This window comes from Actinosynnema sp. NPDC037264 (assembly GCF_055603705.1).
Map to the genome: position 1 here is coordinate 131,252 of NZ_JBVJVK010000009.1, position 24,492 is coordinate 155,743.

Annotated in this window: 20 protein-coding genes; 13 read left to right on the forward strand and 7 right to left on the reverse strand. The window is 70.8% G+C overall.

The window, feature by feature from the left end:
• From nuoF to ACZ7GX_RS13925, 10 genes are read left to right on the forward strand one after another with little or no spacing between them, the layout of a single operon-like run.
• The gene (gene nuoF, locus ACZ7GX_RS13880) at positions 1–1,299 is read left to right on the forward strand and encodes an NADH-quinone oxidoreductase subunit NuoF (protein ID WP_498776419.1); all 1,299 of its coding nucleotides are present in this window, start codon (positions 1–3) and stop codon (positions 1,297–1,299) included.
• Positions 1,296–3,809, forward strand: coding sequence for an NADH-quinone oxidoreductase subunit G (locus ACZ7GX_RS13885; RefSeq protein ID WP_498776421.1), 2,514 nt, complete (start codon positions 1,296–1,298; stop codon positions 3,807–3,809). The genes nuoF and ACZ7GX_RS13885 overlap by 4 nt, the downstream gene beginning before the upstream one ends.
• Positions 3,806–5,137 carry an NADH-quinone oxidoreductase subunit NuoH gene (gene nuoH, locus ACZ7GX_RS13890; protein WP_498776423.1) on the forward strand — a complete coding sequence of 444 codons (1,332 nt, stop codon included), beginning with the start codon at positions 3,806–3,808 and terminating at the stop codon, positions 5,135–5,137. Before ACZ7GX_RS13885 ends, nuoH begins: the two co-directional genes overlap by 4 nt.
• Entirely contained in the window at positions 5,124–5,690 is a 567-nt protein-coding gene (nuoI, locus tag ACZ7GX_RS13895) for an NADH-quinone oxidoreductase subunit NuoI (RefSeq protein WP_498776425.1), read from the forward strand. The genes nuoH and nuoI overlap by 14 nt, the downstream gene beginning before the upstream one ends.
• A complete protein-coding gene (locus ACZ7GX_RS13900) occupies positions 5,687–6,529 on the forward strand; it encodes an NADH-quinone oxidoreductase subunit J (protein ID WP_498776427.1) in 843 nt (280 codons plus the stop codon). The genes nuoI and ACZ7GX_RS13900 overlap by 4 nt, the downstream gene beginning before the upstream one ends.
• Complete coding sequence (gene nuoK / locus ACZ7GX_RS13905; RefSeq protein WP_053715303.1) at positions 6,526–6,825, forward strand: NADH-quinone oxidoreductase subunit NuoK; 300 nt, start codon at positions 6,526–6,528, stop codon at positions 6,823–6,825. Before ACZ7GX_RS13900 ends, nuoK begins: the two co-directional genes overlap by 4 nt.
• A 10-nt stretch (positions 6,826–6,835) precedes the next feature.
• Positions 6,836–8,770 (forward strand): NADH-quinone oxidoreductase subunit L, encoded by a 1,935-nt coding sequence (gene nuoL, locus ACZ7GX_RS13910; RefSeq protein ID WP_498776429.1) that lies wholly within the window; start codon positions 6,836–6,838, stop codon positions 8,768–8,770.
• The gene (locus tag ACZ7GX_RS13915) at positions 8,767–10,329 is read left to right on the forward strand and encodes an NADH-quinone oxidoreductase subunit M (RefSeq protein WP_498776431.1); all 1,563 of its coding nucleotides are present in this window, start codon (positions 8,767–8,769) and stop codon (positions 10,327–10,329) included. The genes nuoL and ACZ7GX_RS13915 overlap by 4 nt, the downstream gene beginning before the upstream one ends.
• 1 nt (position 10,330) lies before the next feature.
• Complete coding sequence (nuoN, locus tag ACZ7GX_RS13920) at positions 10,331–11,902, forward strand: NADH-quinone oxidoreductase subunit NuoN (RefSeq protein WP_498776433.1); 1,572 nt, start codon at positions 10,331–10,333, stop codon at positions 11,900–11,902.
• Between the two features lie 21 nt (positions 11,903–11,923).
• Entirely contained in the window at positions 11,924–12,925 is a 1,002-nt protein-coding gene (locus ACZ7GX_RS13925) for a polyprenyl synthetase family protein (protein ID WP_498776435.1), read from the forward strand.
• 33 nt (positions 12,926–12,958) lie between these two features.
• Here the strand turns inward: ACZ7GX_RS13925 and rarD are convergent, their stop codons facing one another.
• A complete protein-coding gene (rarD, locus tag ACZ7GX_RS13930; protein ID WP_498776437.1) occupies positions 12,959–13,822 on the reverse strand; it encodes an EamA family transporter RarD in 864 nt (287 codons plus the stop codon).
• Positions 13,823–14,079: 257 nt separating this feature from the next.
• Here rarD and ACZ7GX_RS13935 point away from each other — a divergent pair, with 257 nt between their 5' ends.
• Complete coding sequence (locus ACZ7GX_RS13935) at positions 14,080–15,993, forward strand: sunset domain-containing protein (RefSeq protein ID WP_498776439.1); 1,914 nt, start codon at positions 14,080–14,082, stop codon at positions 15,991–15,993.
• Between the two features lie 85 nt (positions 15,994–16,078).
• On the opposite strand, the gene ACZ7GX_RS13940 is transcribed toward ACZ7GX_RS13935, so the two are convergent.
• From ACZ7GX_RS13940 to ACZ7GX_RS13955, 4 genes are all read right to left on the reverse strand, one after another.
• Positions 16,079–17,134, reverse strand: coding sequence for a 2-oxoacid:ferredoxin oxidoreductase subunit beta (locus tag ACZ7GX_RS13940; RefSeq protein WP_498776441.1), 1,056 nt, complete (start codon positions 17,132–17,134; stop codon positions 16,079–16,081).
• On the reverse strand, positions 17,131–19,032 hold the full coding sequence (locus ACZ7GX_RS13945; protein WP_498776443.1) for a 2-oxoacid:acceptor oxidoreductase subunit alpha: 1,902 nt from the start codon (positions 19,030–19,032) through the stop codon (positions 17,131–17,133). The genes ACZ7GX_RS13940 and ACZ7GX_RS13945 overlap by 4 nt, the downstream gene beginning before the upstream one ends.
• 218 nt (positions 19,033–19,250) lie before the next feature.
• The gene (locus tag ACZ7GX_RS13950; protein WP_498776445.1) at positions 19,251–20,012 is read right to left on the reverse strand and encodes an enoyl-CoA hydratase; all 762 of its coding nucleotides are present in this window, start codon (positions 20,010–20,012) and stop codon (positions 19,251–19,253) included.
• A 10-nt stretch (positions 20,013–20,022) separates the two neighbouring features.
• Positions 20,023–20,463 carry an Lrp/AsnC family transcriptional regulator gene (locus ACZ7GX_RS13955; RefSeq protein WP_230566443.1) on the reverse strand — a complete coding sequence of 147 codons (441 nt, stop codon included), beginning with the start codon at positions 20,461–20,463 and terminating at the stop codon, positions 20,023–20,025.
• Positions 20,464–20,538: 75 nt separating this feature from the next.
• Here ACZ7GX_RS13955 and ddaH point away from each other — a divergent pair, with 75 nt between their 5' ends.
• A complete protein-coding gene (gene ddaH, locus ACZ7GX_RS13960) occupies positions 20,539–21,417 on the forward strand; it encodes a dimethylargininase (RefSeq protein ID WP_498776447.1) in 879 nt (292 codons plus the stop codon).
• Positions 21,418–21,487: 70 nt separating this feature from the next.
• Here ddaH and ACZ7GX_RS13965 read toward each other — a convergent pair whose 3' ends face one another.
• Complete coding sequence (locus ACZ7GX_RS13965; protein ID WP_498776449.1) at positions 21,488–22,057, reverse strand: TIGR03086 family metal-binding protein; 570 nt, start codon at positions 22,055–22,057, stop codon at positions 21,488–21,490.
• A 63-nt stretch (positions 22,058–22,120) separates the two neighbouring features.
• On the opposite strand from ACZ7GX_RS13965, the gene ACZ7GX_RS13970 reads away from it, so the two are divergent.
• A complete protein-coding gene (locus ACZ7GX_RS13970) occupies positions 22,121–22,882 on the forward strand; it encodes a DUF6597 domain-containing transcriptional factor (RefSeq protein ID WP_498776451.1) in 762 nt (253 codons plus the stop codon).
• Positions 22,883–23,160: 278 nt separating this feature from the next.
• Here the strand turns inward: ACZ7GX_RS13970 and ACZ7GX_RS13975 are convergent, their stop codons facing one another.
• Positions 23,161–24,198 (reverse strand): LysR family transcriptional regulator, encoded by a 1,038-nt coding sequence (locus tag ACZ7GX_RS13975; protein WP_498776453.1) that lies wholly within the window; start codon positions 24,196–24,198, stop codon positions 23,161–23,163.
• Positions 24,199–24,492 lie beyond the last annotated feature (294 nt).

Here is a 24,492-nt window from a genome sequence, read left to right on the forward strand (position 1 = left end):
GTGGTCGACAACCTGACTCCCGTCCTGACGAAGCGCTGGCTGTCGCCGCGCTCGTGGACGCTGAAGACCTACGAGCAGCTGGAGGGGTACACGGCGCTGCGCAAGGCGCTCAAGGCCCACCCGGACCAGCTGATCCAGCAGTGCAAGGACTCCGGGCTGCGCGGTCGCGGCGGCGCGGGTTTCCCCACCGGCATGAAGTGGGGCTTCATCCCGCAGAACGACGGCAAGCCGCACTACCTCGTCATCAACGCCGACGAGGGCGAGCCGGGCACCTGCAAGGACATCCCGCTGATGATGGCGGACCCGCACTCGCTGATCGAGGGCATCATCATCACCTCGTACGCGATCCGGGCGAACTTCGCCGCGATCTACGTGCGCGGCGAGGTGCTGCACGTGATCCGCCGGCTGCACGCGGCCGTGCGCGAGGCGTACGAGGCGGGCTACCTGGGCAAGGACATCCTCGGCTCGGGCTTCGACCTCGACGTGGTCGTGCACGCGGGCGCGGGCGCCTACATCTGCGGCGAGGAGACGGCGCTGCTGGACTCGCTGGAGGGCAAGCGCGGCCAGCCCCGGCTCAAGCCGCCGTTCCCGGCGACCGCCGGCCTGTACGCCTCGCCGACCGTGGTGAACAACGTCGAGACGATCGCCAGCGTGCCCTACATCGTCAACGGCGGCGCGGACTGGTTCCGCACCATGGGCCGCGAGCGGTCGCCGGGCCCGAAGATCTTCTCGCTGTCCGGCCACGTGGAGCGCCCCGGCCAGTACGAGGCCCCGATGGGCGTCACGCTGCGCGAGCTGCTCGACCTGGCGGGCGGCATGAAGGACGGCATCCCGCTGAAGTTCTGGACGCCGGGCGGCTCGTCCACCCCGCTGTTCACCGCCGAGCACCTGGACGTGCCGCTGGACTTCGAGGGCGCGGCCGAGGCCGGTTCGATGCTGGGCACCACCGCGTTGCAGATCTTCAACGAGACGGTGTCCGTGCCGTGGGCAGTCATGAAGTGGACCGAGTTCTACAAGCACGAGTCGTGCGGCAAGTGCACGCCGTGCCGCGAGGGCACCTACTGGCTCGTGCAGATCCTCCAGCGGATGGTGCGCGGCGAGGGCACGGCCAGTGACATCGACACGCTGCTGGACGTCTGCGACAACATCCTGGGCCGCTCGTTCTGCGCCCTCGGCGACGGCGCGGTCAGCCCCATCACCAGCGGCATCAAGTACTTCAAGCACGAGTTCCTGGCCTTGTGCGACCAGAACTCACCCGAGAAGGATCAGGCAGCAGCCCTGGCGGGAGCAAGCGCATGACCATCGAGGCAACCGCACCCGAGAAGAGCACGGAGCTCGTGGTCCCCGAGGGCCACGTGAAGCTCGTCATCGACGGCGTCGAGGTCGTCGCGCCCAAGGGCGAGCTGCTCATCCGCACCGCGGAGCGGCTCGGCACCGTGATCCCGAGGTTCTGCGACCACCCGCTGCTGGAGCCCGCGGGCGCCTGCCGGCAGTGCCTGGTCGAGGTGGAGATGGGCGGCCGGCCGATGCCGAAGCCGCAGGCCTCCTGCACCATGACGGTCGCCGACGGCATGGTGGTCAAGACCCAGCTGACCTCGCCGGTGGCGGACAAGGCGCAGCAGGGCGTGATGGAGCTGCTGCTCATCAACCACCCGCTGGACTGCCCGATCTGCGACAAGGGCGGCGAGTGCCCGCTGCAGAACCAGGCGCTGGCGCACGGCCGCTCGGACTCGCGGTTCCACGAGCACAAGCGGACGTTCCCGAAGCCGATCCCGATCTCGACGCAGGTCCTGCTGGACCGCGAGCGGTGCGTGCTGTGCCAGCGCTGCACGCGGTTCTCCGCGCAGATCGCCGGCGACCCGTTCATCGAGCTGCTGGAGCGCGGCTCGCAGCAGCAGATCGGTGTCGCGCCGGAGAAGCCGTTCCAGTCGTACTTCTCCGGCAACACCATCCAGATCTGCCCGGTCGGCGCCCTGACCAGCGCCGCGTACCGGTTCCGCGCCCGGCCGTTCGACCTGATGTCCACGCCCGGCGTGTGCGAGCACTGCTCCTCGGGCTGCTCGACGCGCACCGACTGGCGGCGCGGCAAGGTGCAGCGGCGGCTGGCGGGCGACGCGCCCGAGGTCAACGAGGAGTGGACCTGCGACAAGGGCCGCTTCGCGTTCACCTACGCGACGGCCGGCGACCGGATCCGCCGCCCGCTGGTGCGGGACAAGGCCAGCGGCGAGCTGCGCGAGTCGTCCTGGACCGAGGCGCTGCAGCACGCCGCCGAGGGCCTGGCGAAGGCGCGTGACGGCAAGGGCGTCGGCGTGCTGGCCGGCGGTCGCCTCACCGTCGAGGACGCCTACGCGTACTCGAAGTTCGCCCGGATCGCGCTGCGCACCAACGACGTGGACTTCCGCGCCCGCGCCCACTCGGCCGAGGAGCTGGAGTTCCTGACCGGCGCGGTCCTCGGCCGGAACCCCGACAACGGCGGCGTCACCTACGCGGGCATCGAGTCCGCGCCGGCCGCGCTGCTGGTCGCGTTCGAGCCGGAGGAGGAGTCGCCGATCGTGTTCCTGCGGCTGCGCAAGGCGGCCCGCAAGAACCGGACGAAGGTCTACCACCTGGGCCAGTTCACGACGCCCGCGGTGGAGAAGACGAACGGCGTGCTGCTCGCGTGCGTGCCCGGCGGCGAGCCCGCCGCGGTGAACGCGCTGCCCGAGCACGCCGCCGACGTGGTCGAGGAGCTGGCGAAGCCGGGTTCGGTGATCCTGGTCGGCGAACGCGCCGCCGAGGTGCCTGGCCTGTTCTCCGCGGTCGCCGCGTTGGCCGAGCGGACCGGCGCGAACGTCGCCTGGATCCCGCGGCGCGCCGGTGAGCGCGGCGCGCTGGAGGCAGGCCTGCTGCCGACGTTGCTGCCGGGCGGTCGCCTGGTGGGCGACGCGGCCGCGCGGGCCGAGGTCGAGCAGGCGTGGGGCCTGGAGCCCGGCGCGCTGCCCGCCGAGGCGGGCCGCGACACCACGGGCATCCTGACCGCCGCCGCGAGCGGTGGGCTGGACGCGCTGGTCGTCGGCGGTGTCGACCCGTTCGACCTGCCGGACCCGGCGCTGGCCGAGCGCGCGCTGGACTTCACCGGTTTCGTGGTCAGCCTGGAGCTGCGGCACAGCGCGGTCACCGCGCACGCCGACGTGGTGCTCCCGGTCGCGCCCGCGGTGGAGAAGGCGGGCAGCTACTTGAACTGGGAAGGCCGCCCGCGCCCCTTCGGCACCACGATCGAGGGCACCGGCGCGCTGTCGGACGGCCGGGTGCTCGACACGCTCGCCGTGGAGATGGACGCGGACCTGTTCACCCAGACCCCGGCCGCCGCGGCGGCCGACCTGGCGCGACTGGGTTCCGCCGCGGTGACGGCGTCCGCGCCGACCGTGCCCGCGCCGACCGTGCCCGCGCCGCTGCTGTCGCAGCCCAAGGCCGGCCAGGCCGTGCTCGCGACCTGGCGCAGGCTGCTGGACAACGGCTCGTTGCAGGACGACGAGCCGAACCTGGCGGGCACCGCGCGCCCGGTGGTGGCCAAGCTGTCCGCCGCCACCGCCGCGCACCTCGGTGTCGAACTTGGTGGCGAGATCACGGTCGCCACCGATCGGGGCGAGGTGGTGCTGCCGGTCGAGGCGGCCGACCTGCCCGACGGCGTCGTGTGGCTGCCCGGCAACTCCGGCGCGGTCACCGTGCGGCGCAACCTCGTCGCCGGCCACGGGTCCGTGGTGGCCGTCTCCCCGCACGTCACGGGCTCCGCTGAGCAGATCACGTCGCCCGCTGGAGGCAAGGCATGAGCAGCGCTGAACTCCTGGCCGACGATCCGCTCTGGCTGATCGTCGTCAAGGTCGTCGGCATCTTCGCGTTCCTCGTGGTCATGACCCTGTTCATGATCAACTGGGAGCGCAAGGTCGTGGCCCGGATGCAGCAGCGTCCCGGACCGAACCGGGTCGGCCCCGGCGGCTGGCTCCAGTCGCTCGCCGACGGCCTGAAGCTCGCGTTCAAGGAGGACATCCGCCCGGTCCTGGCGGACAAGTGGGTGTTCTTCCTGGCGCCGGTGATCTCCACGATCCCCGCGTTCGTCGCCTTCTCGGTGATCCCGCTCGGCGGCGAGGTCTCGATCTTCGGCGAGCGCACCGCGCTGCAGCTGGTCGACCTGCCGGTCGGCGTGCTGGTCGTGCTGGCCTGCTCCTCGCTCGGCGTCTACGGCATCGTGCTGTCGGGCTGGGCGTCCGGCTCGCCGTACCCGCTGCTGGGCGCGCTGCGCTCGGCCGCGCAGGTGATCTCCTACGAGATCGCGATGGGCCTGTCGATCATCGCGGTCGTCATGCACTCGCACTCGCTGTCCACCGCCGACATCGTCGACGCGCAGAGCGGCGGCTGGTACTTCTACCTGCTGCCGGTCAGCTTCCTCATCTACGTCTGCTCGATGGTCGGCGAGACCAACCGCGCGCCGTTCGACCTCCCCGAGGCCGAGTCGGAGCTGGTCGGCGGCTTCCACACCGAGTACAGCTCGCTGAAGTTCGCGCTGTTCTTCCTCGCCGAGTACGTCAACATGGTCACCGTCTCGGCGCTGGCCACCACCCTGTTCCTGGGCGGCTGGCGGTTCCCGTTCGTCGGCGACGACCACGTCCTCAACAGCGGCTGGTTCGGCCTGCTCTGGTTCGTGGTCAAGACGCTCGGCTTCCTGTTCCTGTTCATCTGGCTGCGCGGCACGCTGCCCCGCCTGCGCTACGACCAGTTCATGCGGCTGGGCTGGAAGTTCCTGGTCCCGATCGCGCTGGTCTGGTTCGTCGCGGTGGCGGTCGCCCGCTACCTGCGCCAGGAGTGGGAGGCCAACAGCGGCCTGGACACCAGCACGGCGCTGATCGTGATCGGCGGGTTCCTCGCGGTGGTGCTGCTGATCGCGTTCCTGCTGCCGGACAAGCGGGAACCGCATGACCCCGACGCCGTGCCGGTCACCGGTGGCGGCTACCCGGTGCCGCCGCTGGACCTGAAGGTCCCCAAGCCGCCGCCGCGCAGGCAGGTGCGGGTGGCCGAGCTGCCCGGCGCCGAGAACCAGACGCAGGAACCGGCCGCGGTACCCGCAGCTTCACACAAGGAGGCCAGCGATGGGCGTGTTTGATCCCGTCAAGGGCTTCGGCGTCACCTTCGGCACGATGTTCAAGAAGGTCGTCACCGAGGAGTACCCCGAGGTCAAGAAGGTCACCGCGCCGCGGTTCCACGGCCGCCACCAGCTCAACCGGCACCCGGACGGGCTGGAGAAGTGCGTCGGCTGCGAGCTGTGCGCGTGGGCGTGCCCGGCGGACGCGATCTTCGTCGAGGGCGGCGACAACACCGAGGACGAGCGCTACTCGCCCGGTGAGCGCTACGGCAAGGACTACCAGATCAACTACCTGCGGTGCATCGGCTGCGGCCTGTGCATCGAGGCGTGCCCGACCCGCTCGCTGACCATGACGAACGAGTACGAGCTGGCCGACGACAACCGGCAGAAGCTGATCTTCACCAAGGAGGACCTGCTCGCGCCCCTGCTGTCCGGCATGGAGCAGCCGCCGCACCCCATGCGGCTGGGCGAGAACGAGCAGGACTACTACGTGAACGGGCCCAAGCTGGCCCGCGAGGCGGGCGTGCCCGCCGGCGCGATCGTGGAGACCGGGCCCGAGGAGGCGGGCAGGTGAGCCTCTCGTTCCTGCTCCAGCAGCCCGACGAGGTCCAGCGGGTGGTCGACACCGTCACCACCGGCGAGGCGGTCGCGTTCTGGATCCTCGGCCCGCTCGCCCTCGCCGGCGCGCTGGGCATGCTCTTCGCGCGCAACGCGGTGCACTCGGCGCTGTGGCTCGTGCTCACCATGCTCAGCCTCGGTGTGCTCTACATGGTCCAGCAGGCGCCGTTCCTCGGCTTCGTGCAGATCATCGTCTACACCGGCGCGATCATGATGCTGTTCCTGTTCGTGCTGATGCTCGTCGGCCGGGACAGCTCCGACTCGGTGGTCGAGGTGCTGCGCGGCCAACGGCTCGCCGCGGCGGTCATCGGCGTCGGCTTCGCCGGCATCGTGGTCGCCTCGGTCGCCCGCGCGCTGACCGACGTCGAGCCGGTCGGCCTGGCCGCGCAGAACACGCGGAACGGCGGGAACGTCGCCAACATCGGCGAGGCGCTGTTCACCGACTACCTGTTCCCGTTCGAGCTGACGTCGGCGCTGCTGATCACCGCGGCGGTCGGCGCGATGGTGCTCGCGTTCACCTCGCGCACCGGCAAGGACGCCAAGAAGACCCAGAAGCAGCTGGTCGAGGAGCGCTTCCGCGGCGACCGCCCCGGCTCGCTGCCCGGCCCCGGCGTGTTCGCCACCGCCAACTCGGTGGCCACGCCCGCCCTGCTGCCGGACGGCTCGGTCGCCGCCGAGTCCCTGTCCGAGCTGATCGAGACGACCGCCAAGGAAACTCTCGAGGACGACGTCGCGGAGGTGTCCGGCAGCGGGCACGAGCCCGACGCGCACGCGCTCAAGGGAGAGTCGTCGTGACCCCTACGTACTACCTGCTGCTGTCCGCGCTGCTGTTCAGCCTCGGCGCGGTCGGCGTTCTGGTGCGGCGCAACGCCATCGTGGTGTTCATGTGCGTCGAGCTGATGCTCAACGCGGTGAACCTCAGCCTGGTCACGTTCGCCCGGATCAACGGCGGGCTGGACGGCCAGGTGATGGCGTTCTTCGTGATGGTCGTCGCGGCGGCCGAGGTCGTGGTCGGTCTGACGATCATCATGGCGATCTTCAAGACGCGTCGCTCGGCCTCGGTCGACGATTCCAACCTGCTGAAGTACTGAGAGGTCCACGGTGACGGAACCTGTTGCCGCCAGCGGGATCGGCAGTCTCGCCTGGTTGTTGCTAGCCCTGCCGGCCTTCGGCGCGCTCGTGTTGCTCGTGGGTGGCAAGCGCACCGACAAGTGGGGTCACCTGCTGGGCTGCGCCACCGTGATCGCCGCGTTCGCGTACGGGGTCGCGCTGTTCTTCGACACGGTCGCGCTGTCGCCGGACGCGCGCACCACCGAGGTGCACCTGTTCGACTGGATCCCGGTCGAAGCGCTGAACGTGGAGTTCGGCCTGCGCCTCGACCCGCTGTCGCTGACGTTCGTGCTGCTGATCACCGGTGTCGGGTCGCTGATCCACATCTACTCGATCGGCTACATGGCGCACGAGGCCGGGCGGCGGAAGTTCTTCGGCTACCTGAACCTCTTCGTCGCCGCGATGCTGCTGCTGGTGCTCGGCAACGGCTTCGTGACGCTGTACTTCGGCTGGGAGGGCGTCGGCCTCGCGTCGTACCTGCTCATCGGCTGGTACCAGCACAAGCCGGAGGCGGCGTCGGCCGCGAAGAAGGCGTTCCTGATGAACCGGGTCGGCGACCTGGGGCTGGCGATCGCCATCTTCCTCATGTTCAAGACCCTGGGCACGACCCAGTACACCGAGGTGTTCGCCCGCGTCGGCGAGTTCTCCTCGGCCGAGGTGCTGGCGATCACGTTGCTGCTGCTGCTCGGCGCGTGCGGCAAGTCGGGCCAGTTCCCGCTCCAGGCGTGGTTGCCGGACGCGATGGCGGGCCCGACGCCGGTCTCCGCCCTCATCCACGCGGCCACGATGGTCACCGCGGGCGTGTACCTGATCGCCCGCTCCAACCCGATCTACAACCTGTCGGCCGACGGCCGCCTGGTCGTGATGATCATCGGCGGCGTCACGCTGCTGATCGGTTGCATCATCGGCTGCGCGTACGACGACTTCAAGAAGGTGCTGGCCTACTCGACGGTCAGCCAGATCGGCTACATGATCCTGGCCGTCGGCCTGGGCCCCATCGGCTACGCGCTGGGCATCATGCACCTGCTCACGCACGGCTTCTTCAAGGCCGGGCTGTTCCTCGGCGCCGGTTCGGTCATGCACGGCATGAACGACGAGGGCAACATCCGCCGCATGGGCGGGCTGATGAAGAAGATGCCGATCACCTTCGTCACCTGGACGCTCGGCTACCTGGCCCTCATCGGCTTCCCGTTCCTGTCCGGCTACTTCTCCAAGGACGCCATCATCGCGGCGGCGTTCAGCATGGAGGGGTGGCGCGGCTGGGTCTTCGGCGGCGTGGCCGCCCTGGGCGCGGGCCTGACCGCGTTCTACATGACCCGCCTGTTCGTCCTGGTGTTCCTGGGCAAGCCCCGCTACACCGAGCTGCGCTCCGCGGACGGCCGCGAGTACCACCCGCACGAGTCGCCGGTCAGCATGACGCTGCCGATGATCGTGCTGGCGGTCGGCTCGGTCGGCGCGGGCTGGTTCTTCTCCTCCGGCCACAACCTGGCTGGCTGGCTCACGCCGTCGCTGGGCGAGCTGCAGGAGCAGCACGGCGTGCTGGACCACGGCGTGGTGAACATCCTGGTGCTGGCCCTGTCGGCGCTCGGCGCCGCGCTCGGCTTCCTGCTCTTCCTGCGCGGGGAGCAGCCGGTGGAACGGCCGGCCCGGGTGTCGTTCCCGGTCCGCGCCGCGCGTGCCGACCTGTACGGCAACGCGCTGAACGAGGCGCTGTTCGCGCGGCCGGGCACCTGGCTCACCCGCGCGCTGGTGTTCGTGGACAACAAGGGCGTCGACGGCCTGGTCAACGGGTCGGCGGCGCTGCTGGGCGGTAGCTCGGGCCGGCTGCGCAGGCTGCAGACCGGGTTCGTGCGCTCGTACGCGCTCTCCATGCTCCTGGGTGCGGTCTTCGTCCTGGGCGCGCTGCTGATGGTGAGGTTCTCGTGAGCTGGACGCTGATCGCGCTGCTCCTGCTGCCGCTCGTCGGCAGCCTGGTGGTGGCGTTCCTGCGGGGCAACGACCGGTTGGCCAAGTCGGTCGCGCTGGCGTTCTCGCTGGTGGAGCTGGGCCTGGCGGTGCTGGCGTGGACGGCGTTCGACCCGGGCGGCGACCGGCTGCAGCTGACCAGCTCGGCCGAGTGGATCCCGGCCTTCGGCGTGCACCTGTCGTTCGGCGTGGACGGCATCGCGCTGGTGATGATCGCGCTGATCGCGTTCCTGGTGCCGGTCGTCATCGGCGGCTCGTGGGCGGACAAGCTGCCCGAGGGCCGCAGCGCGGGCGGGTTCTTCGCGCTGCTGCTGGCCATGCAGACCGGCATGGTCGGTGTCTTCGCGGCCACCGACGTGTTCGTGTTCTACGTGTTCTTCGAGGCCGTGCTCGTCCCGATGTACTTCCTGATCGGCCGCTTCGGCGGGCCGAACCGGCAGTACGCGGCGATGAAGTTCTTCCTGTACTCGCTGCTCGGCGGCCTGATCATGCTGGCCTCGGTGATCGGCCTGTACGTGGTCAGCGCGGACAAGATCGGCCAGGGCACGTTCGACTGGGCCACGCTGGTCACGGTCACCCGCGACCTGCCGCTGTCCACCCAGATCTGGCTGTTCCTCGGCTTCTTCGTCGCGTTCGCGATCAAGGCGCCGCTGGTGCCGCTGCACACCTGGTTGCCCGACGCCGGTGCGGAAGCGCCGGTCGGCGCGGGCGTGCTGCTGGTCGGCATCCTGGACAAGATCGGCACGTTCGGCTTCCTGCGCTACTGCCTGCCGCTGTTCCCGGCGGCCAGCAAGGAGCTCGCGCCGGTCGTGCTGGTCCTGGCCGTGGTCGGCATCCTGTACGGCTCGCTGCTCGCCGTGGGCCAGTCCGACATGAAGCGGTTCGTGGCCTACACCTCGATCGCGCACTTCGGCTTCATCGCGCTGGGCATCTTCGCGTTCAGCTCGCAGGCCGGCGCGGGCGCGGTGCTCTACATGGTCAACCACGGCATCTCGACCGGCATGTTGTTCCTGGTCGTCGGCATGGTGATGGCCCGCGGCGGTTCGCGCCTGATCGAGGACTACGGCGGCATGGCCAAGCTGACCCCGGTGCTCGGCGGGCTGTTCTTCGTGGCCGGCCTGTCGTCGCTGGCGCTGCCGGGCACCAACTCGTTCGTGAGCGAGTTCCTGGTGCTCATCGGCTCCTACCCGAACGAGCCGGTCTACACGATCCTGGCCGCCGTCGGCATGGTCCTGGCCGCGCTGTACGTCCTGTGGCTGTACCAGCGGGTCTTCCAGGGCCCCGTGCGCGGCACCGCGATGCTCAACCTGGTCGGCGGCCCCGGTGCGGCGGTCGACCCGGAGAAGGCCGCCGTGCCGGACCTGAACAAGCGCGAACTGGCCGTGCTCGCGCCGCTGGTGGCACTGATCCTGGTGCTCGGCTTCTACCCGAAGCCGGTGTTGGACGTGATCACCCCGTCCGTCGGGGCGACGCTCAGCGAGGTCGGGGTGGCCGACCCGGTCGCGCAGGAAGGCAAGTGACGTGACGACGTTCCTCTCGCAAGTGGAGCGGCTGCAAGCCCCGGAGATCGACTACGGGGCCGTCGCACCGTTGCTGATCGTGCTCGGCGCGGCCTGCCTCAGCGTGCTGTTCGAGGCGTTCCTGCCCAAGGCGCAGCGGTGGGCGGCGCAGGTCGTCCTGACCCTGCTCACGCTCGCCGCGGCGGGCGCCGGGCTGGCCTGGTACGCGTCCGCGGAGAGCACCCTCGAGCAGGGCAAGCTGACGCTGTCGGGCACGATCGCGGTCGACCGCCCGGTGATCTTCCTGTGGGGCACGCTGCTGCTCCTGGGCCTCGGCGCGGTGCTGCTCATCGCGGACCGGTCGGTCGAGCCGGGCGGCGCGTTCGTCGCGGACGCCTCGATCCTGCCCGGCGCGCCGGTCGGCGTGCGCGAGCAGCTGCGCCGCCGGGAGATGCAGACCGAGGTCTTCCCGCTGACGCTGTTCGCGCTCGGCGGGATGATGACCTTCGTCGCGGCGAACGACCTGCTCACCATGTTCATCGCGCTGGAAGTGCTGTCGCTGCCGCTGTACCTGATGTGCGGCCTGGCCCGCCGTCGCCGCCTGCTGTCGCAGGAGGCCGCGGTGAAGTACTTCCTGCTCGGCGCGTTCGCGTCGGCGTTCTTCCTGTACGGCGTGGCCCTGCTGTACGGCTTCGCGGGCTCCGTGAAGCTGTCCGACATCGCGACCGCCACCACGGCGACCGACCGGTCCGACACGCTGCTCTACGCGGGCTTCGGCCTGCTCATCGTGGGCCTGCTGTTCAAGGCCTCCGTCGGCCCGTTCCACGCCTGGACGCCGGACGTCTACCAGGGCTCGCCCACGCCGGTGACGGCGTTCATGGCGGCGTGCACGAAGGTCGCCGCGTTCGGCGGCATCCTGCGCGTGCTCTACGGCGCGTTCGAGCGGTCGAGCTGGGAGTGGAACGGCGTGCTGTGGGGCGTGGCCATCGCGTCCATGGTGATCGGCGCGGTCCTCGGCCTGACCCAGACCGACGTGAAGCGGATGATCGCGTACTCCTCGGTGGCGCACGCGGGCTTCCTGCTGATCGGCGCGATCTCGCTGAACGACCAGGGCCTGTCCGGCACGATGTTCTACCTGATGGCCTACGGCTTCACCACGATCGCCGCGTTCGGCATCGTCAGCCTGGTGCGCAACGGCGACGGCGAGGCCACCCACCTGTCCCAGTGGGCGGGTCTGGCCAAGCGGTCGCCGGTGGTGGCGGGCGTGTTCACGTTCCTGCTGCTCGCGTTGGCCGGCCTACCGCTGACCAGCGGGTTCGTCGGCAAGTTCGTGGTGTTCGCGGCGGCCGTCGAGGCCGAGATGGTGCCGCTGGTCGTGATCGCCCTGGTGGCCTCGGCGGTGGCGGCGTTCTTCTACCTGCGGGTGATCGTGCTGATGTACTTCAGCGAGCCCGCGGCGGACGGCCCGACGGTGAGCGTGCCCGGCGCGTTCACCACGGTGGCCATCACCCTGGGTGCGGCGATCACGCTCGTGCTCGGCGTCTTCCCGTCGTTCGCGCTCGATTGGGCGGGTGCCGGCACGTTCATCTTCTAGTGGTACGTAGGCTCTGTAGCCGTGACCAGTAGCGAGCGGGCGGGGACGGGGTTCCGGTTTGCGGACCCCGTGCTCGCGGAGGTGGTTCAGGACGGGCTGGCCGAGGTGGAAGAGCTCTTGCACAAGGTCGTGCAGAGCGAGTTCCACCCGGTGATGGAGACGTCCTTGCACCTGGTGTCCGCGGGCGGCAAGCGCATCCGCCCGCTGTTCACCATCCTGTCCGCCCAGTTCGGCGGCACGTGGGACCGGGAGAGCGTGATCAAGGCGGCGGCGGTGGTCGAGCTGACCCACCTCGCCACCCTGTACCACGACGACGTGATGGACGAGGCCACCATGCGCCGCGGCGCGGAGTCGGCCAACGCGAAGTGGGACAACAGCATCGCGATCCTGACCGGCGACTACCTGTTCGCGCACGCGTCGGCGCTGGTCGCGGACCTGGGCACGGGTGCGGCGCGGATCATCGCGGAGACGTTCTCCGAGCTGGTGACCGGGCAGATGCGCGAGACGATGGGCCCGCGGGCCGGTGAGGACCCGGTCGCGCACTACCTGACCACGATCGCGGAGAAGACCGGTTCGCTGATCGCCACGGCGGCGCGGTTCGGCGCGATGTTCTCCGACGTCACGCCGGAGCAGGTCGAGGCGCTGCAGTCGTACGGCGACGTGATCGGGGCGGCGTTCCAGATCTCCGACGACGTCATCGACATCGCCTCGCCGTCGGAGGAGTCGGGCAAGACGCCCGGCACGGACCTGCGCGAGGGCGTCAAGACCCTCCCCATGCTCTACGCCCTGCAGGACGAGCCGGACTCACGCCTGGCGAAGCTCCTGGCCGGCCCCATCACCGACGACGCCGAGGTGGACGAGGCCCTGACCCTCCTCCGCGCCTCCACGGGCCTCCAGCGGGCCCGCCAGACCCTGGACGACTACGCCGCCCGCGCCCGCGCCACCCTGGGCGTCCTGCCCGCCGGCACGGCCCGTGACGCCCTCGAATCCGTGAGCGAGTACGTCGTCACCCGCTCCCACTGACCCGCGTGCCCTACTTCCGGAACGCGGGTCAGATCAGGTCAGGTCGGGGAGGGGGAGGCGGCGGCGGGTGCGGACGGTGTCCGCGGTGAAGATGGCCAGGGCCACCCAGACCAGGGCGAACCCGAACCAGCGCGACGCCGGCATCGGCTCGTGCATCACGAACACGCCCCACGCGAACTGGAGCACGGGCGCCAGGTACTGCAGCATCCCCATGGTCACCAGCGGCACGAGCCGGGCGCCCGCGCCGAACAGGATCAGCGGGACGGCCGTGACCAGCCCGGCCGAGACCAGCCACAGCGCGTGACCCCACCCGCCCGAGTGGAAGGTCCCCGCCGGGCCCAGCCAGACCAGGTACCCGACCGCGATCGGCGCGAGCACGATGCTCTCCGCGGTCAGGCTGGCCGTCGCGTCCAGCGGCACCGTCTTCTTCAGCAGCCCGTAGACGCCGAACGAGCAGGCCAGCACCAGCGAGATCCACGGCAGCCTGCCGTAGTCCACCGCCAGCACGACGACCGCGGCGACCGCGATGGCCAGCGCGGCGTACTGCGGCAGGCGCAGCCGTTCGCGCAGGACGAACACCCCGAGCAGCACGCTCACCAGCGGGTTGATGAAGTAGCCGAGCGCGGCCTCGACGACGTGCGAGGTGTTGACCGCGTGGATGTAGACGCCCCAGTTGACCGCGATGAGCACGGACGCCGCGGCCACCATCGCCCAGCCGCGCGCCGACAGCCTCCGGATGCCCGCCCAACGGCCGAGCACGGCGGTGATGACCACCATCACGACCAGCGACCACGCGATGCGGTGTGCCAGGATCTCCACGGAACCGGCCGGCTGCAGCAGCGGCCAGTACGCGGGCACGATGCCCCAGAGGAGGTACGCGCCGACGCCGAACGCCATCCCACGGCTCGTGCGGTCGACATCCGTCGTGGCAGTGGAGGCAGAGGTCAACGGCGGCACCCGGACTACTGTACGCGGCCGTTTTGGCTGGTCAGTTGCTCCAGGTGGCCTACTATCGATACCTGACCACAGGTCCGGCCGGCCCCACGCGCCGGACCCGGCGGTCAGGGTAGTTTTGCACCGCTTCCCCTTCCGGGTGAAGGCTTGGAAGCGGAGCGTGTCGGGGTGTGTGACAAGCAGCAGTGGGAGGGTCTCCCGTGAGTTCGCTCTTCGGGCAGGTGTGGCTGTGGAGCCTGCTGTCCTTCGTGGCAGGCGTCGCACTCACCTGGCTGGTCCTGGTGCGTCCGGCGAAGCGGGAGCTGGAAGACCTGGAGGAACGCCTCCTCACGTCGCCCCGCCCCGCCACCGGCTCGACCTCGGGCAGCTCGGTCGCGCCGAGGGCCGACGCGGGTGACGAGTTCGACAACTGGCACGTCGAGGCGTCCCGGTCGCTGGCCGACGACGTGCTGACCCCGGCCGCGCCGCGGTACGAGCCCGCCGCCGAGCACGCCCGGTTCGACGCGCCGCCCGAGCCGGCCCGCTACGACGTGACGAACCTGAAGCTCGACCAGCGCGACTCGCTGCTGGAGGAGCTGGACGACGAGCACCGGCCGTTGTCCGACTTCGAGGAGCAGCACGACTTCCCCGAGCACGACGCCGAGCCGCCCCGCAGCCTGTTCGAGCGGCTGACGCCGGGCGAGGACGACCGGGAGGCGCTGGAGCCCCGGCCGCGGTCCTACGCGCCCGACGACGAGCCCGAGCTGCCCGCCGAGACGACGCACCTGATGCCGGCGGTGCCCGCCGCGCCGGTCGCCGAGGTCGCGCCCCGGCAGGACGAGCCGACCGCGCCGCCGGAGGTCGAGGTCTTCCAGCCGCGCGAGGTGTGGCGCGAGGAGCCCGTCCGCGAGGTCTACGACGAGGACGTGGACACCGCCGGCCACGAGGAGGAGGACGAGCCGGAGCCCAGGCCCGGCGCCACCGAGGAGACGGCGCTCATCCCGGCCACCGCGCTGGCGCAGGCCATCGCCGAGGTGGACGGCGAGCAGCGGCGGTCCGAGGAGCCCGAGCCGCAGGTGTGGCCCGAGCACGACCTCACCGGCCACTTCGCGCCGGTGGACGTCGAGTCGGCGCGTGGCGAGCTGTCCGAGCAGGCCACGAGCCCGACGTCCAGCGACGAGGCGTTCCTGAACCAGCTGTCGCGGACCGACGCGCGGCCGACCGAGGCCCTGACCGAGGTGCGCCCGGTCGACCCCCGCCTCGCCGAGCCCGTCGCGCGCCCGGCCGACGACGTCCGCGAAGAAGAAGGCCCGCAGACCGACGTCATCCGCGCCGTGGCCGACTCCGCGCCGGTGGAGCCGGAGCCCGAGGTCGCCGAGCCGCCGCGCGCCCCCGAGCCCGCCGCCGCGCCCCAAGCCGCCACGCCCCGGCCGACCGCCGCACCGGCCGCCGAGCCCGAGGTGGCGGAGCCGCCGGCGTTCGAGCCGACGTTCGTCCCGCCGCCCGCCGAGCAGCCCCTGCCCACCCGGTCGGCCGAGAAGCCCGCGCCGAAGCCGGAGCCGAAGAAGGACGAGCCGGCACGGCCGCGCAGCCTGTTCGAGCCGCTGGCGGACGACGGCGAGGAGCCGGAGCCCGAGCAGCCACGCCCGGCGCCCGCGTCGTCCGGCAACGACCAGCCGTTCGTGCCGACGCTCTCGCCCGAGCTGCTGGCCGGCAACCCGCTGCCGATGAACCCGACCGGCCTGCCGCAGCGGCCCACCCGTCCCGCCGGCGCCCCGCGCACGCCCTCGCCCGCGCCGCTCGCGCCGAAGCCGATCACGCCGCCGCCACCGCGCCCGGTGCGCCCGCGCCCGGTCGGGTTCAGCCCGAGCACCGGCGGTCGGCAGCCCGCGGCCGGCAGCACCCGCTTCCAGGGCCAGCAGGAGGGCTTCAACCCGCGCTCGCCGTTCGGCCCCGGCTCCGTGCTGCCGAAGTCCGACGGCCTGGCCCCCGCGCCGGAGTTCCAGGTCAAGGCGACCCTGACCGGCCGCCGGTACTTCACCAACGAGTCGGCGAACTTCCGCGAGACGCGCGCGGACGTCTGGTTCCGCACCACGACGGACGCGGAGAAGGCGGGCTTCCGCCAGGCTCCGTAGCCACGGCTTCCCTGGGGAGGGAAAGCGCGAAGACCCCCTGTTCCGGGAGGCGGAACAGGGGGTCTTCGTCGTCGTGGGTGGCGTTCTAGCCGGCCACGGTCCAGGTGTCCTTACCGTGCAGCAGCGCGCGCAGGTCCGCGGGCTTCGCGGCCTTGGCCTGCTCCACCTGCTCCCGCGCGGCGTCGTCGTACGTGGTCCGCGCGGTGTTGCGGAACACGCCGGTGACGGTGTGCTGGAGGTCCTGCGTCGACAGCCGCGACAGCGCGAACGCCAGGTTCAGGTCCGACGCGTCGTGCACCACGACGTCCTCCGGCGAGACGTCCGCCGACTTGGCCACGGCCAGGCCGAAGCCCTCCCGGACCACGGCGTACTCGCCGTTGCCGAACGTGATCGGCTGCCCGTCGACCACGTTGATGATCCGGCGCGCGGCCTCGTCGGCGTCCTTGAGCACGTCGAACGCGCCGTCGTTGAAGATCGGGCAGTTCTGGTAGATCTCGACCAGCGCCGACCCGCGGTGCTCGGCCGCCTGCCGCAGCACCTCGGTCAGCCCCGCCCGGTCCGAGTCGACCGCGCGGCCGACGAACGTGGCCTCCGCGCCCAGCGCCAGCGACACCGGGTTGAACGGGTGGTCCAGCGAGCCGAACGGGGTGGACTTGGTGACCTTGCCCTCTTCGGACGTCGGCGAGTACTGGCCCTTGGTCAGGCCGTAGATCCGGTTGTTGAACAGCAGGATCTTGAGGTTCACGTTGCGGCGCAGCGTGTGGATCAGGTGGTTGCCGCCGATGGACAGCGCGTCGCCGTCACCGGTGACCACCCACACCGACAGGTCCGGCCGGGCCACGGCCAGGCCGGTCGCGATGGCCGGCGCGCGCCCGTGGATGGAGTGCATGCCGTAGGTGTTCATGTAGTACGGGAACCGCGACGAGCAGCCGATCCCCGAGACGAACACGATGTTCTCGCGCTTGAGGCCGAGCGTGGGCAGGAACGACTGCACGGCGTTGAGCACCACGTAGTCGCCGCAGCCGGGGCACCAGCGGACCTCCTGGTCCGACTTGTAGTCCTTGGCCTTCTGCGGCTCGTCCGCCGTGGGCACGCCGACCAGCCCACCAACGGTCGGCAAGCCCAGTTCCGTCGCCGTCATTCGGACACTCCCTTGATCACGTCGGCGAGCACGTCCTGAAGCTCTTCGGCCTTGAACGGCAGGCCTTGCACCTTCGTGTAGCTGATCGCGTCGACCAGGTACTTGGCGCGCAGCAGCAGCGCCAGCTGGCCGAGGTTCATCTCCGGCACGACGACCCGGTCGTACCGGGCGAGCACGTCGCCGAGGTTCTTCGGGAACGGGTTGAGGTGCCGCAGGTGGGCGTGCGCCACCGGCATGCCCAGCTTGCGCACCCGCCGCGCCGCCGCGCCGATCGGGCCGTAGGACGAGCCCCAGCCGACGACGAGCACGCGCGCCTCACCGGACGGGTCGTCCACCTCGACGTCGGGCACCTCGATGCCGTCGATCTTGCGCTGCCGCAGCCGCACCATGTAGTCGTGGTTGGCCGGGTCGTAGGAGATGTTGCCGGTGCCGTCGGCCTTCTCCAGCCCGCCGATGCGGTGCTGCAGGCCGGCCGTGCCTGGCACCGCCCACGGCCGCGCCAGCGTCTCCGGGTCGCGCAGGTACGGCCAGAACGTGCCGTCCGGCGCGTTCGGCTCGGTGGCGAACGCCACGCGCAGGTCGGGCAGGTCGGCCACGTCCGGGATGAGCCACGGCTCGGAGCCGTTGGCGATCGCGCCGTCGGACAGCAGCAGCACGGGCGTGCGGTAGACCAGCGCGATGCGCGCGGCCTCCAGCGCGGCGTCGAAGCAGTCCGAGGGCGACCGCGGCGCGACGATCGCGACCGGCGACTCGCCGTTGCGGCCGAACATCGCCTGGAGCAGGTCGGCCTGCTCGGTCTTGGTCGGCAGGCCGGTGGACGGGCCGCCGCGCTGCACGTCGATGACGATCAGCGGCAGCTCGGTCATCACGGCCAGGCCGATGGTCTCCGACTTCAGGGCCACACCGGGGCCGGACGTCGACGTCACGCCGAGCGCGCCGCCGTAGGACGCGCCGAGCGCGGCGCCGATGCCCGCGATCTCGTCCTCGGCCTGCAACGTCGTGATGCCGAAGTTCTTGTGCTTGGACAGCTCGTGCAGGATGTCCGACGCCGGCGTGATCGGGTACGTGCCCAGCACCAGGGGCAGCCCGGACTGCTGGCCTGCGGCGACGAGGCCGTAGGCGAGCGCGGTGTTGCCGGTGATCTGGCGGTAGGTGCCCTGGTCGAGCTTGGCGGGCGCGACCTCGTAGGTGACCGCGAAGGACTCGGTGGTCTCGCCGTAGTTCCAGCCCGCCCGGAACGCCAGCACGTTGGCCTCGGCGATGTCGGGCTTCTTGGCGAACTTCTCGCGGAGGAACCGCTCGGTGCCCTCGGTGGGCCGGTGGTACATCCAGGACAGCAGGCCGAGGGCGAACATGTTCTTCGCCCGTTCCGCGTCCTTCTTGCCGAGGCCGGTGTTCTCCAGGGCGCCGATGGTCAGCGTGGCCATCGCGACCTTGTGCACCTGGTAGGCCTCGGTGAGGGAGTTGTCCTCGAGGGGGTCGGCCGCGTAGCCGACCTTGACCAGGTTGCGCTTGGTGAACTCGTCGGTGTTGACGATCAGGATCCCGCCCTTGGGCAGGTCGTCGATGTTCGCCTTGAGCGCCGCCGGGTTCATGGCCACCAGCACGTCGGGGCGGTCGCCGGGGGTGAGGATGTCGTAGTCGGCGAAGTGCAGCTGGAAGCTGGAGACGCCGGGGAGCGTGCCCTGTGGCGCCCGGATCTCGGCCGGGAAGTTCGGCTGGGTGGCGAGGTCGTTGCCGAAGGCGGCGGCTTCCGAGGTGAAGCGGTCACCCGTCAGCTGCATGCCGTCGCCGGAGTCGCCGGCGAACCGGATCACCACGCGGTCGAGCTTGCGGACCGTGCCGGTCTTGTCCGGCGAGCCACCTGGCGCGGCGCCGTTACCAACGTCGGTAGTCATGTCCTACGCCGATCCCTTTCCTCACAACGCCCGAGGGCTGCTGCCCCCGTGCCCCTCCGCGAGGGTAGTCGTGCCCGCGCGGGAGCCGGTTTCTCCTGTACCACTGTGCGGGACGGTTCGTCCCACCAGGTGCGCGGGGCGCGAACTGGGCAGTATCCGAGTAGTACCGGCCGGTAACTGTTACTCGAAGTTACAGTTATTCGGGCCGGCTGTCCAGGTCAGTCGCGCCTGCTGATCCGGGCCTTCATCGCGGCGAGCTTGGCCTGGAACTCCGGCGTGGCGATCGAGGCCACCTGGGGCGTCAGCTCGGTGTCCACGGCCTGGGCGTGGTCGGCGAGGGTCGCGGTGGTGCGCATGGACGCCTTGATCGTGCGGACCAGGTCGCGCGGGGCGTCGGCCGACGGACGCGCGAACTCGACCGCGGCGGCGACCAGCTCGTCGTGCCCGCCGTCGACCTTCGCCCAGGCCAGCCCGTGGGATACCGCCGCGTCCGCGGGCAAAACCTGGCCGAACAGGGTCATCGCGGTCGCGGTCTGGGGGCCGGCGAGCCGGTGCAGCATCCACGTCATCCCGCCGCCGGGGTGGATGCCGAGCTGGAGGAACCGCGCGTCGAACTTCGCGTTGGCGTTGACCAGGCGCACGTCGCACGCCAGCGCCAGGTTGAGGCCCGCGCCGACCGCCGCGCCGCCGACCGCCGCGATCGTGGGCAGCGCGCAGCCGGCCACCGCGAGGAACCCGGCGTAGATGCGCCGCAGGCCCTCTTCCCGGGCCTCGCCCAGCGCGGTGAGGTCGGCGCCCGCGCAGAACGCCGGTGGCGCGCCCGTGATCACGACGGCGTGCACGTCCGCGTCGTCCTCGCAGGTCCGGACCGCGGCCACGAGCTGGTCGGAGAGGTCGAGCGTGAGCGCGTTGCGGCGTTCGGGGTCGTGCACGGTGATGACCGCCACGCGGTCGGAGCGTTGCAGGAGCACTTCGGCCATGCGCGCGACTCTAAGGTGCCGGCGGGCGGTCCAAGAGTCGGGACAGCACTACGGTCGAGACGGTGCGGTCGATGATCTCGACGGCCCGCAGCCGTTCCAGCGCGGTCTCCAGGTGGTGGATGTTCGCCGCGCGCAGGTGCACGATGGCGTCCGCCGCGCCGGAGACGGTGTAGGCGGCGCGGACCTCGGGCATCGGCTCCAGGCGCTGCTGGATGTCGTGCGGCGCGACGTTGCCGCGGCAGTGCACCTCGACGAACGCCTCCGTGCCCCAGCCGAGCTGCTCGGGGTCGACGACGGCGGTGAAGCCGCGCAGGACGCCCGTGTCCAGCAACTTGTCCACCCGCCGCTTCACCGCGGGTGCGGACAGGCCCACCTCCTTGCCGATGTCGGCGTAGCTGGAGCGGGCGTTCGCCATCAGGCGCGAAATGATTCGCTGGTCGATCGTGTCCACACGCAACATTCTGCCCTAGAAGACGCAATATCGCGGCGTTGTTCGAGGGTCAGACGGCAATCTACATTTCGATCCATGACCTCGGTTTCCTTCGCGGGCCCCGGTGACGAGCCGATCGTGCTCGACGTCGCCACGTCCGCCGCGCAGGTGCGCGTGCCGACCACCCGTCGGTACCTCATGTGCCCGCCCGCGTACTTCACGGTGGAGTACGCGATCAACCCGTGGATGGACCCCACGCAGCCGATCAGCACGTCGTTGGCGATGGAGCAGTGGACGGCCCTGAAGGAGACCTACGAGCGCCTCGGGCACGAGGTCGAGACCATCGAGCCGCAGCCGGGGCTGCCGGACATGGTCTTCTCGGCCAACTCCGGCACGGTCATCGACGGCCAGGTCCTCGGCTCCCGCTTCCGCGCGCCCCAGCGCGCCGCGGAAGCCGACCACTTCCGCCGCTGGTTCCTGGCCAACGGCTACCGCGACGTCGTCATGCCGGAGCGCACGAACGAGGCCGAGGGCGACTTCACCTGGACCGGCAAGTACCTGCTGGCCGGCACGGGCTTCCGCACGGACCCCCTGGCCCACTCGGAGGCCCAGGAGACCCTGGGCGTGCCGGTCATCTCCCTGCAGCTGACCGACCCCCGCTACTACCACCTGGACGTGGCCCTGTTCGTCCTGGCGGACGACCTGATCGCCTACTACCCCGACGCCTTCTCCCCGGGCAGCCGCCGCGTCCTGCGCCGCCTGTTCCCGGACGCCGTCATCGCGACCGCCGAGGACGCCGCCTGCCTGGGCCTGAACGCGGTCTCCGACGGCCGCCACGTGATCCTGCCGGTCGAGGCGACCGCGCTGGCGGACCAGGTCGCCCACCGCGGCTTCGAACCGGTCTTCGTCGACATCTCGGAACTCCGCAAGTCCGGCGGCGGCCCGAAGTGCTGCACGATGGAACTGCGGGACTGATCCCCTTCGACTTCGCGCTGGTCAGCCGGCATCTGGCCGCCTGACCAGCGCAAACATCACGCGGTCGGAGCTACGGCGTGCGGCCCGTCAGGCCGACGATTCGCGCGATCAGGGGCGCGTCCGACGGCACGGGCACCTCGGGGCCGAAGAGGCCCATGTCGCGTCCCATCGACGCGGTCAGGACGAGGTCGGCGTGGACGAACTCCAGCACGTCCCCGTCCCACGACGGCGCCTGGCCCGTGGCCTTGGCCAGGTCCCACGTGTGCACCACCGTCTCGCCCAGCACCATCGCGCCGATCATCCCGGCCGGCGTCTCCTGCGGGCCGCCCATCGTCGTCGTGCCGGTCCACGCCGACGGATCGCCCCACGCGACGGCGCGGTCGCGCAGCAAGTCGCCCAGGTCCGCGGCCCAGTCGCCCCCGGTGAGGTCGACGTCCGCGTCCGAGGCGGCGGGCGGCGGCACGGGCGCCTTGCGCGCGGAGGCGTTCAGCGACGGCCCCCAGAACAGCAGGTGGTTGACGAGCTTGCGGACGTCGAACTCGGCGCACGGCGTCGGCGCGCCCAACTGGTCGGGCTTGATGTTCCCGACGACCTCCAACGCGGTCGCCACGGCTTTGTCGATCAACTGCTCACGGGACATGCCGCCCACCGTAGGAACGGTCGCCGCGGGTGTATTGAACAAAGGCGACATACCCTCGCGACCGTGACGAGGGACGAGCGCGAGTTGGCGTGGCGGCGGCACCAGAGCCACGAGTTCCACCAGCCCTCGCCCGACCTGGCCGTGCACGTGGCGCGGTACTGGGTGGTGCGGTGGCGCTACGACCGGCCGTACCGCCAGCTGATCGTGCCCTACCCGAACGTGCACCTGACGTTCCACGAGGACGGCGCCGTGATCGCCGGCGTGTCCAGCGGGCACGTGTTCAAGGAGCTCGACGGCGCGGGCCGGGTGTTCGGCGTCGCCTTCCGCCCCGGCGCCTTCCGGCCGTTCCTCGGCGCGCCGGTCCAGTCGCTCACCGACCGGACCGTCCCCGCCGAGACCGTCTTCGCCGACCTGCCCGCCCACGCCGACCTCGACGCCGTGGAGGCCCTGCTCCGCCGCAACCTGCCCGAACCCGACCCCAGGGCGGCGGAGGCGGTGGAGATCGTCGAGCGGATCATCCACGACCCCCTGATGACGCGGGTGGACGTGCTCGCCCGCGAGGTCGGCGGCAGCGTCCGGCAGCTGCAACGCCTGTTCGCCGAGCACGTCGGCGTCGGCCCGAAGTGGGTGATCCGCCGCTACCGCCTGCGCGAGGTGACCGAGCGCATGGAGGCCGGCGGCCGGATCGACTGGGCGGCGCTGGCGGCCGACCTCGGCTACGCCGACCAACCGCACTTCGTCCGCGACTTCACCGCCATGGTCGGCGAGACGCCCACCCGGTACGCCGAGCGCTACGGCGACGCCGTGGCCACCGGCCGGCGCTGAACCGTCCGCTGTCACCCATAGGGCTGATCGCTCTAGCGGACCGACCCCGGTCGGTGCTCCGATCGACGGCACTCGCTGTCGACCAAGGTAGGGAGCGCGCCATGAACGACCTCGACGCCCAGCGTCCGTCGCCCCAACCGCAACAGGAGCAGGAGGAGCCCGTGGAACGGCAGAAGCCTCAGGAGCCGAAGCCTCTCACCGGACTGGAGTGGCTGGTGCGCCAAGCCCAACGGCGCCGTGAGGAACGCCCGGCGGACCCGGCGCGTTAGGCCGCACCGCTAGTCCGACACCTCCCGCTGGAACGCTGCCCACAGCAGGTTCAACGGGTGGTCGGCCGGGAACTTCGCCCGCTCGTCCTTGCGGGCGAAGACCCCGACCAAGCGCTCCAGCTGCGGTTTGCGGTCGTTCGTCAGGGCGACCACCCGCAGGCCCGACCCCTCGCGCAGCTCGTTGTTGGCAGCGACCACGCCGAGGCCGGACGTGACGATCATGCAGCCCTCGACCAGCCCGGACCGCAGCAGCGACATGCCGTACTGGATCTCGTCGATCTCCGCCGCGATGTCCAATTCGTTCCGGTAGTCCGATCCGAACCAGCCGCGCAGGAATTCCGCGATCAACCCGTCACCGGGCACGACCAGCGGCAGCTTCGGCAACTCCCCGGTGCCGACGCTCGCGCCGAGCCGGCTCTCCGGCAGGTTCGTGAGCAGCGCCAACCCGCCGCGCCGCCACTCGATCACGTCGAAGTCCTCGACCCCGCTGTTGCGGCCCGCGTGCGTCACCACGCTGCCGCACACGATGTCGACCTCCTTGGACTCCAGGCTCTTCCAGATGTCCTTGGTGCGGATGTGCACGACCTTCAGCTCCACGTCACGCCGGCGGAAGTCGTCCGCCACGTGGTGCCACGCCTTGGCCAGCGAGTCGAGCATGAACCGCGTCGTGCCGACGGTGACCGTGGTGCCGAGCTTGCGGCGGCACTCGTGAATCGAATCCAGCCACTCGGTCAGGGTGGTGCGCGCCAATTCGACCAGCGCCTCGCCGGTCTGGGTGATCAGCACGTCTTTTCCCCGGCCCTGCTTGACGACCAGCGGCTCCCCGCACAACGACTTGAAGTTGCGGTTGAGCGTGTCGATCTGCTTCTGCACACTGGACTGCTCACGGCCGAGCACGCGGGCCGCGCGCAGTGCCGATCGCGTCTCGTACACCGCGATCAAGGTCCTGAGCTGGTCCAACGTGGTGTCCATCAGCAAGGGCGAGGTGTGCAGGAGCCTGCTGAGCTGGTTGCCCGCGGGCAGGAGCAGTTGCGCCGAGGTCGACATGCAGGGCCTCTCGGGTCGGGGCGTGATGTTCTACCGATTAGTTGTACTGAACTTGACCGCAGTTCGTGCTGAAATTATCCGAAGATCTTGATGGATTTCCCTGGACAGGTATACGCGATCCGTAAGAGACTTCTGCCGCAACCAGGTGCTTGTTCACGTGGGTGCAATCAGGGGGGTATTGGGGGGTTGGGGGGGGGGGGGGGGGGGGGGGGGGGGGGGGGGGGGGGGGGGGGGGGGGGGCAGGGGGGGGTGGGGCCTGTGCGTTGGGGGGGGGGAGGGAGGGGGGAATGGGTT

Coding starts and splice junctions, on each gene's coding strand:
- nuoI (WP_498776425.1), top strand. CDS start 5,124: ATGGGCGTGTTTGATCCCGTCAAGGGCTTCGGCGTCACCTTCGGCACG.
- ACZ7GX_RS13940 (WP_498776441.1), bottom strand. CDS start 17,134: ATGACGGCGACGGAACTGGGCTTGCCGACCGTTGGTGGGCTGGTCGGC.
- ddaH (WP_498776447.1), top strand. CDS start 20,539: ATGACCTCGGTTTCCTTCGCGGGCCCCGGTGACGAGCCGATCGTGCTC.
- rarD (WP_498776437.1), bottom strand. CDS start 13,822: ATGGCGTTCGGCGTCGGCGCGTACCTCCTCTGGGGCATCGTGCCCGCG.
- ACZ7GX_RS13975 (WP_498776453.1), bottom strand. CDS start 24,198: ATGTCGACCTCGGCGCAACTGCTCCTGCCCGCGGGCAACCAGCTCAGC.
- ACZ7GX_RS13885 (WP_498776421.1), top strand. CDS start 1,296: ATGACCATCGAGGCAACCGCACCCGAGAAGAGCACGGAGCTCGTGGTC.
- ACZ7GX_RS13965 (WP_498776449.1), bottom strand. CDS start 22,057: ATGTCCCGTGAGCAGTTGATCGACAAAGCCGTGGCGACCGCGTTGGAG.
- ACZ7GX_RS13950 (WP_498776445.1), bottom strand. CDS start 20,012: ATGGCCGAAGTGCTCCTGCAACGCTCCGACCGCGTGGCGGTCATCACC.
- nuoH (WP_498776423.1), top strand. CDS start 3,806: ATGAGCAGCGCTGAACTCCTGGCCGACGATCCGCTCTGGCTGATCGTC.
- ACZ7GX_RS13945 (WP_498776443.1), bottom strand. CDS start 19,032: ATGACTACCGACGTTGGTAACGGCGCCGCGCCAGGTGGCTCGCCGGAC.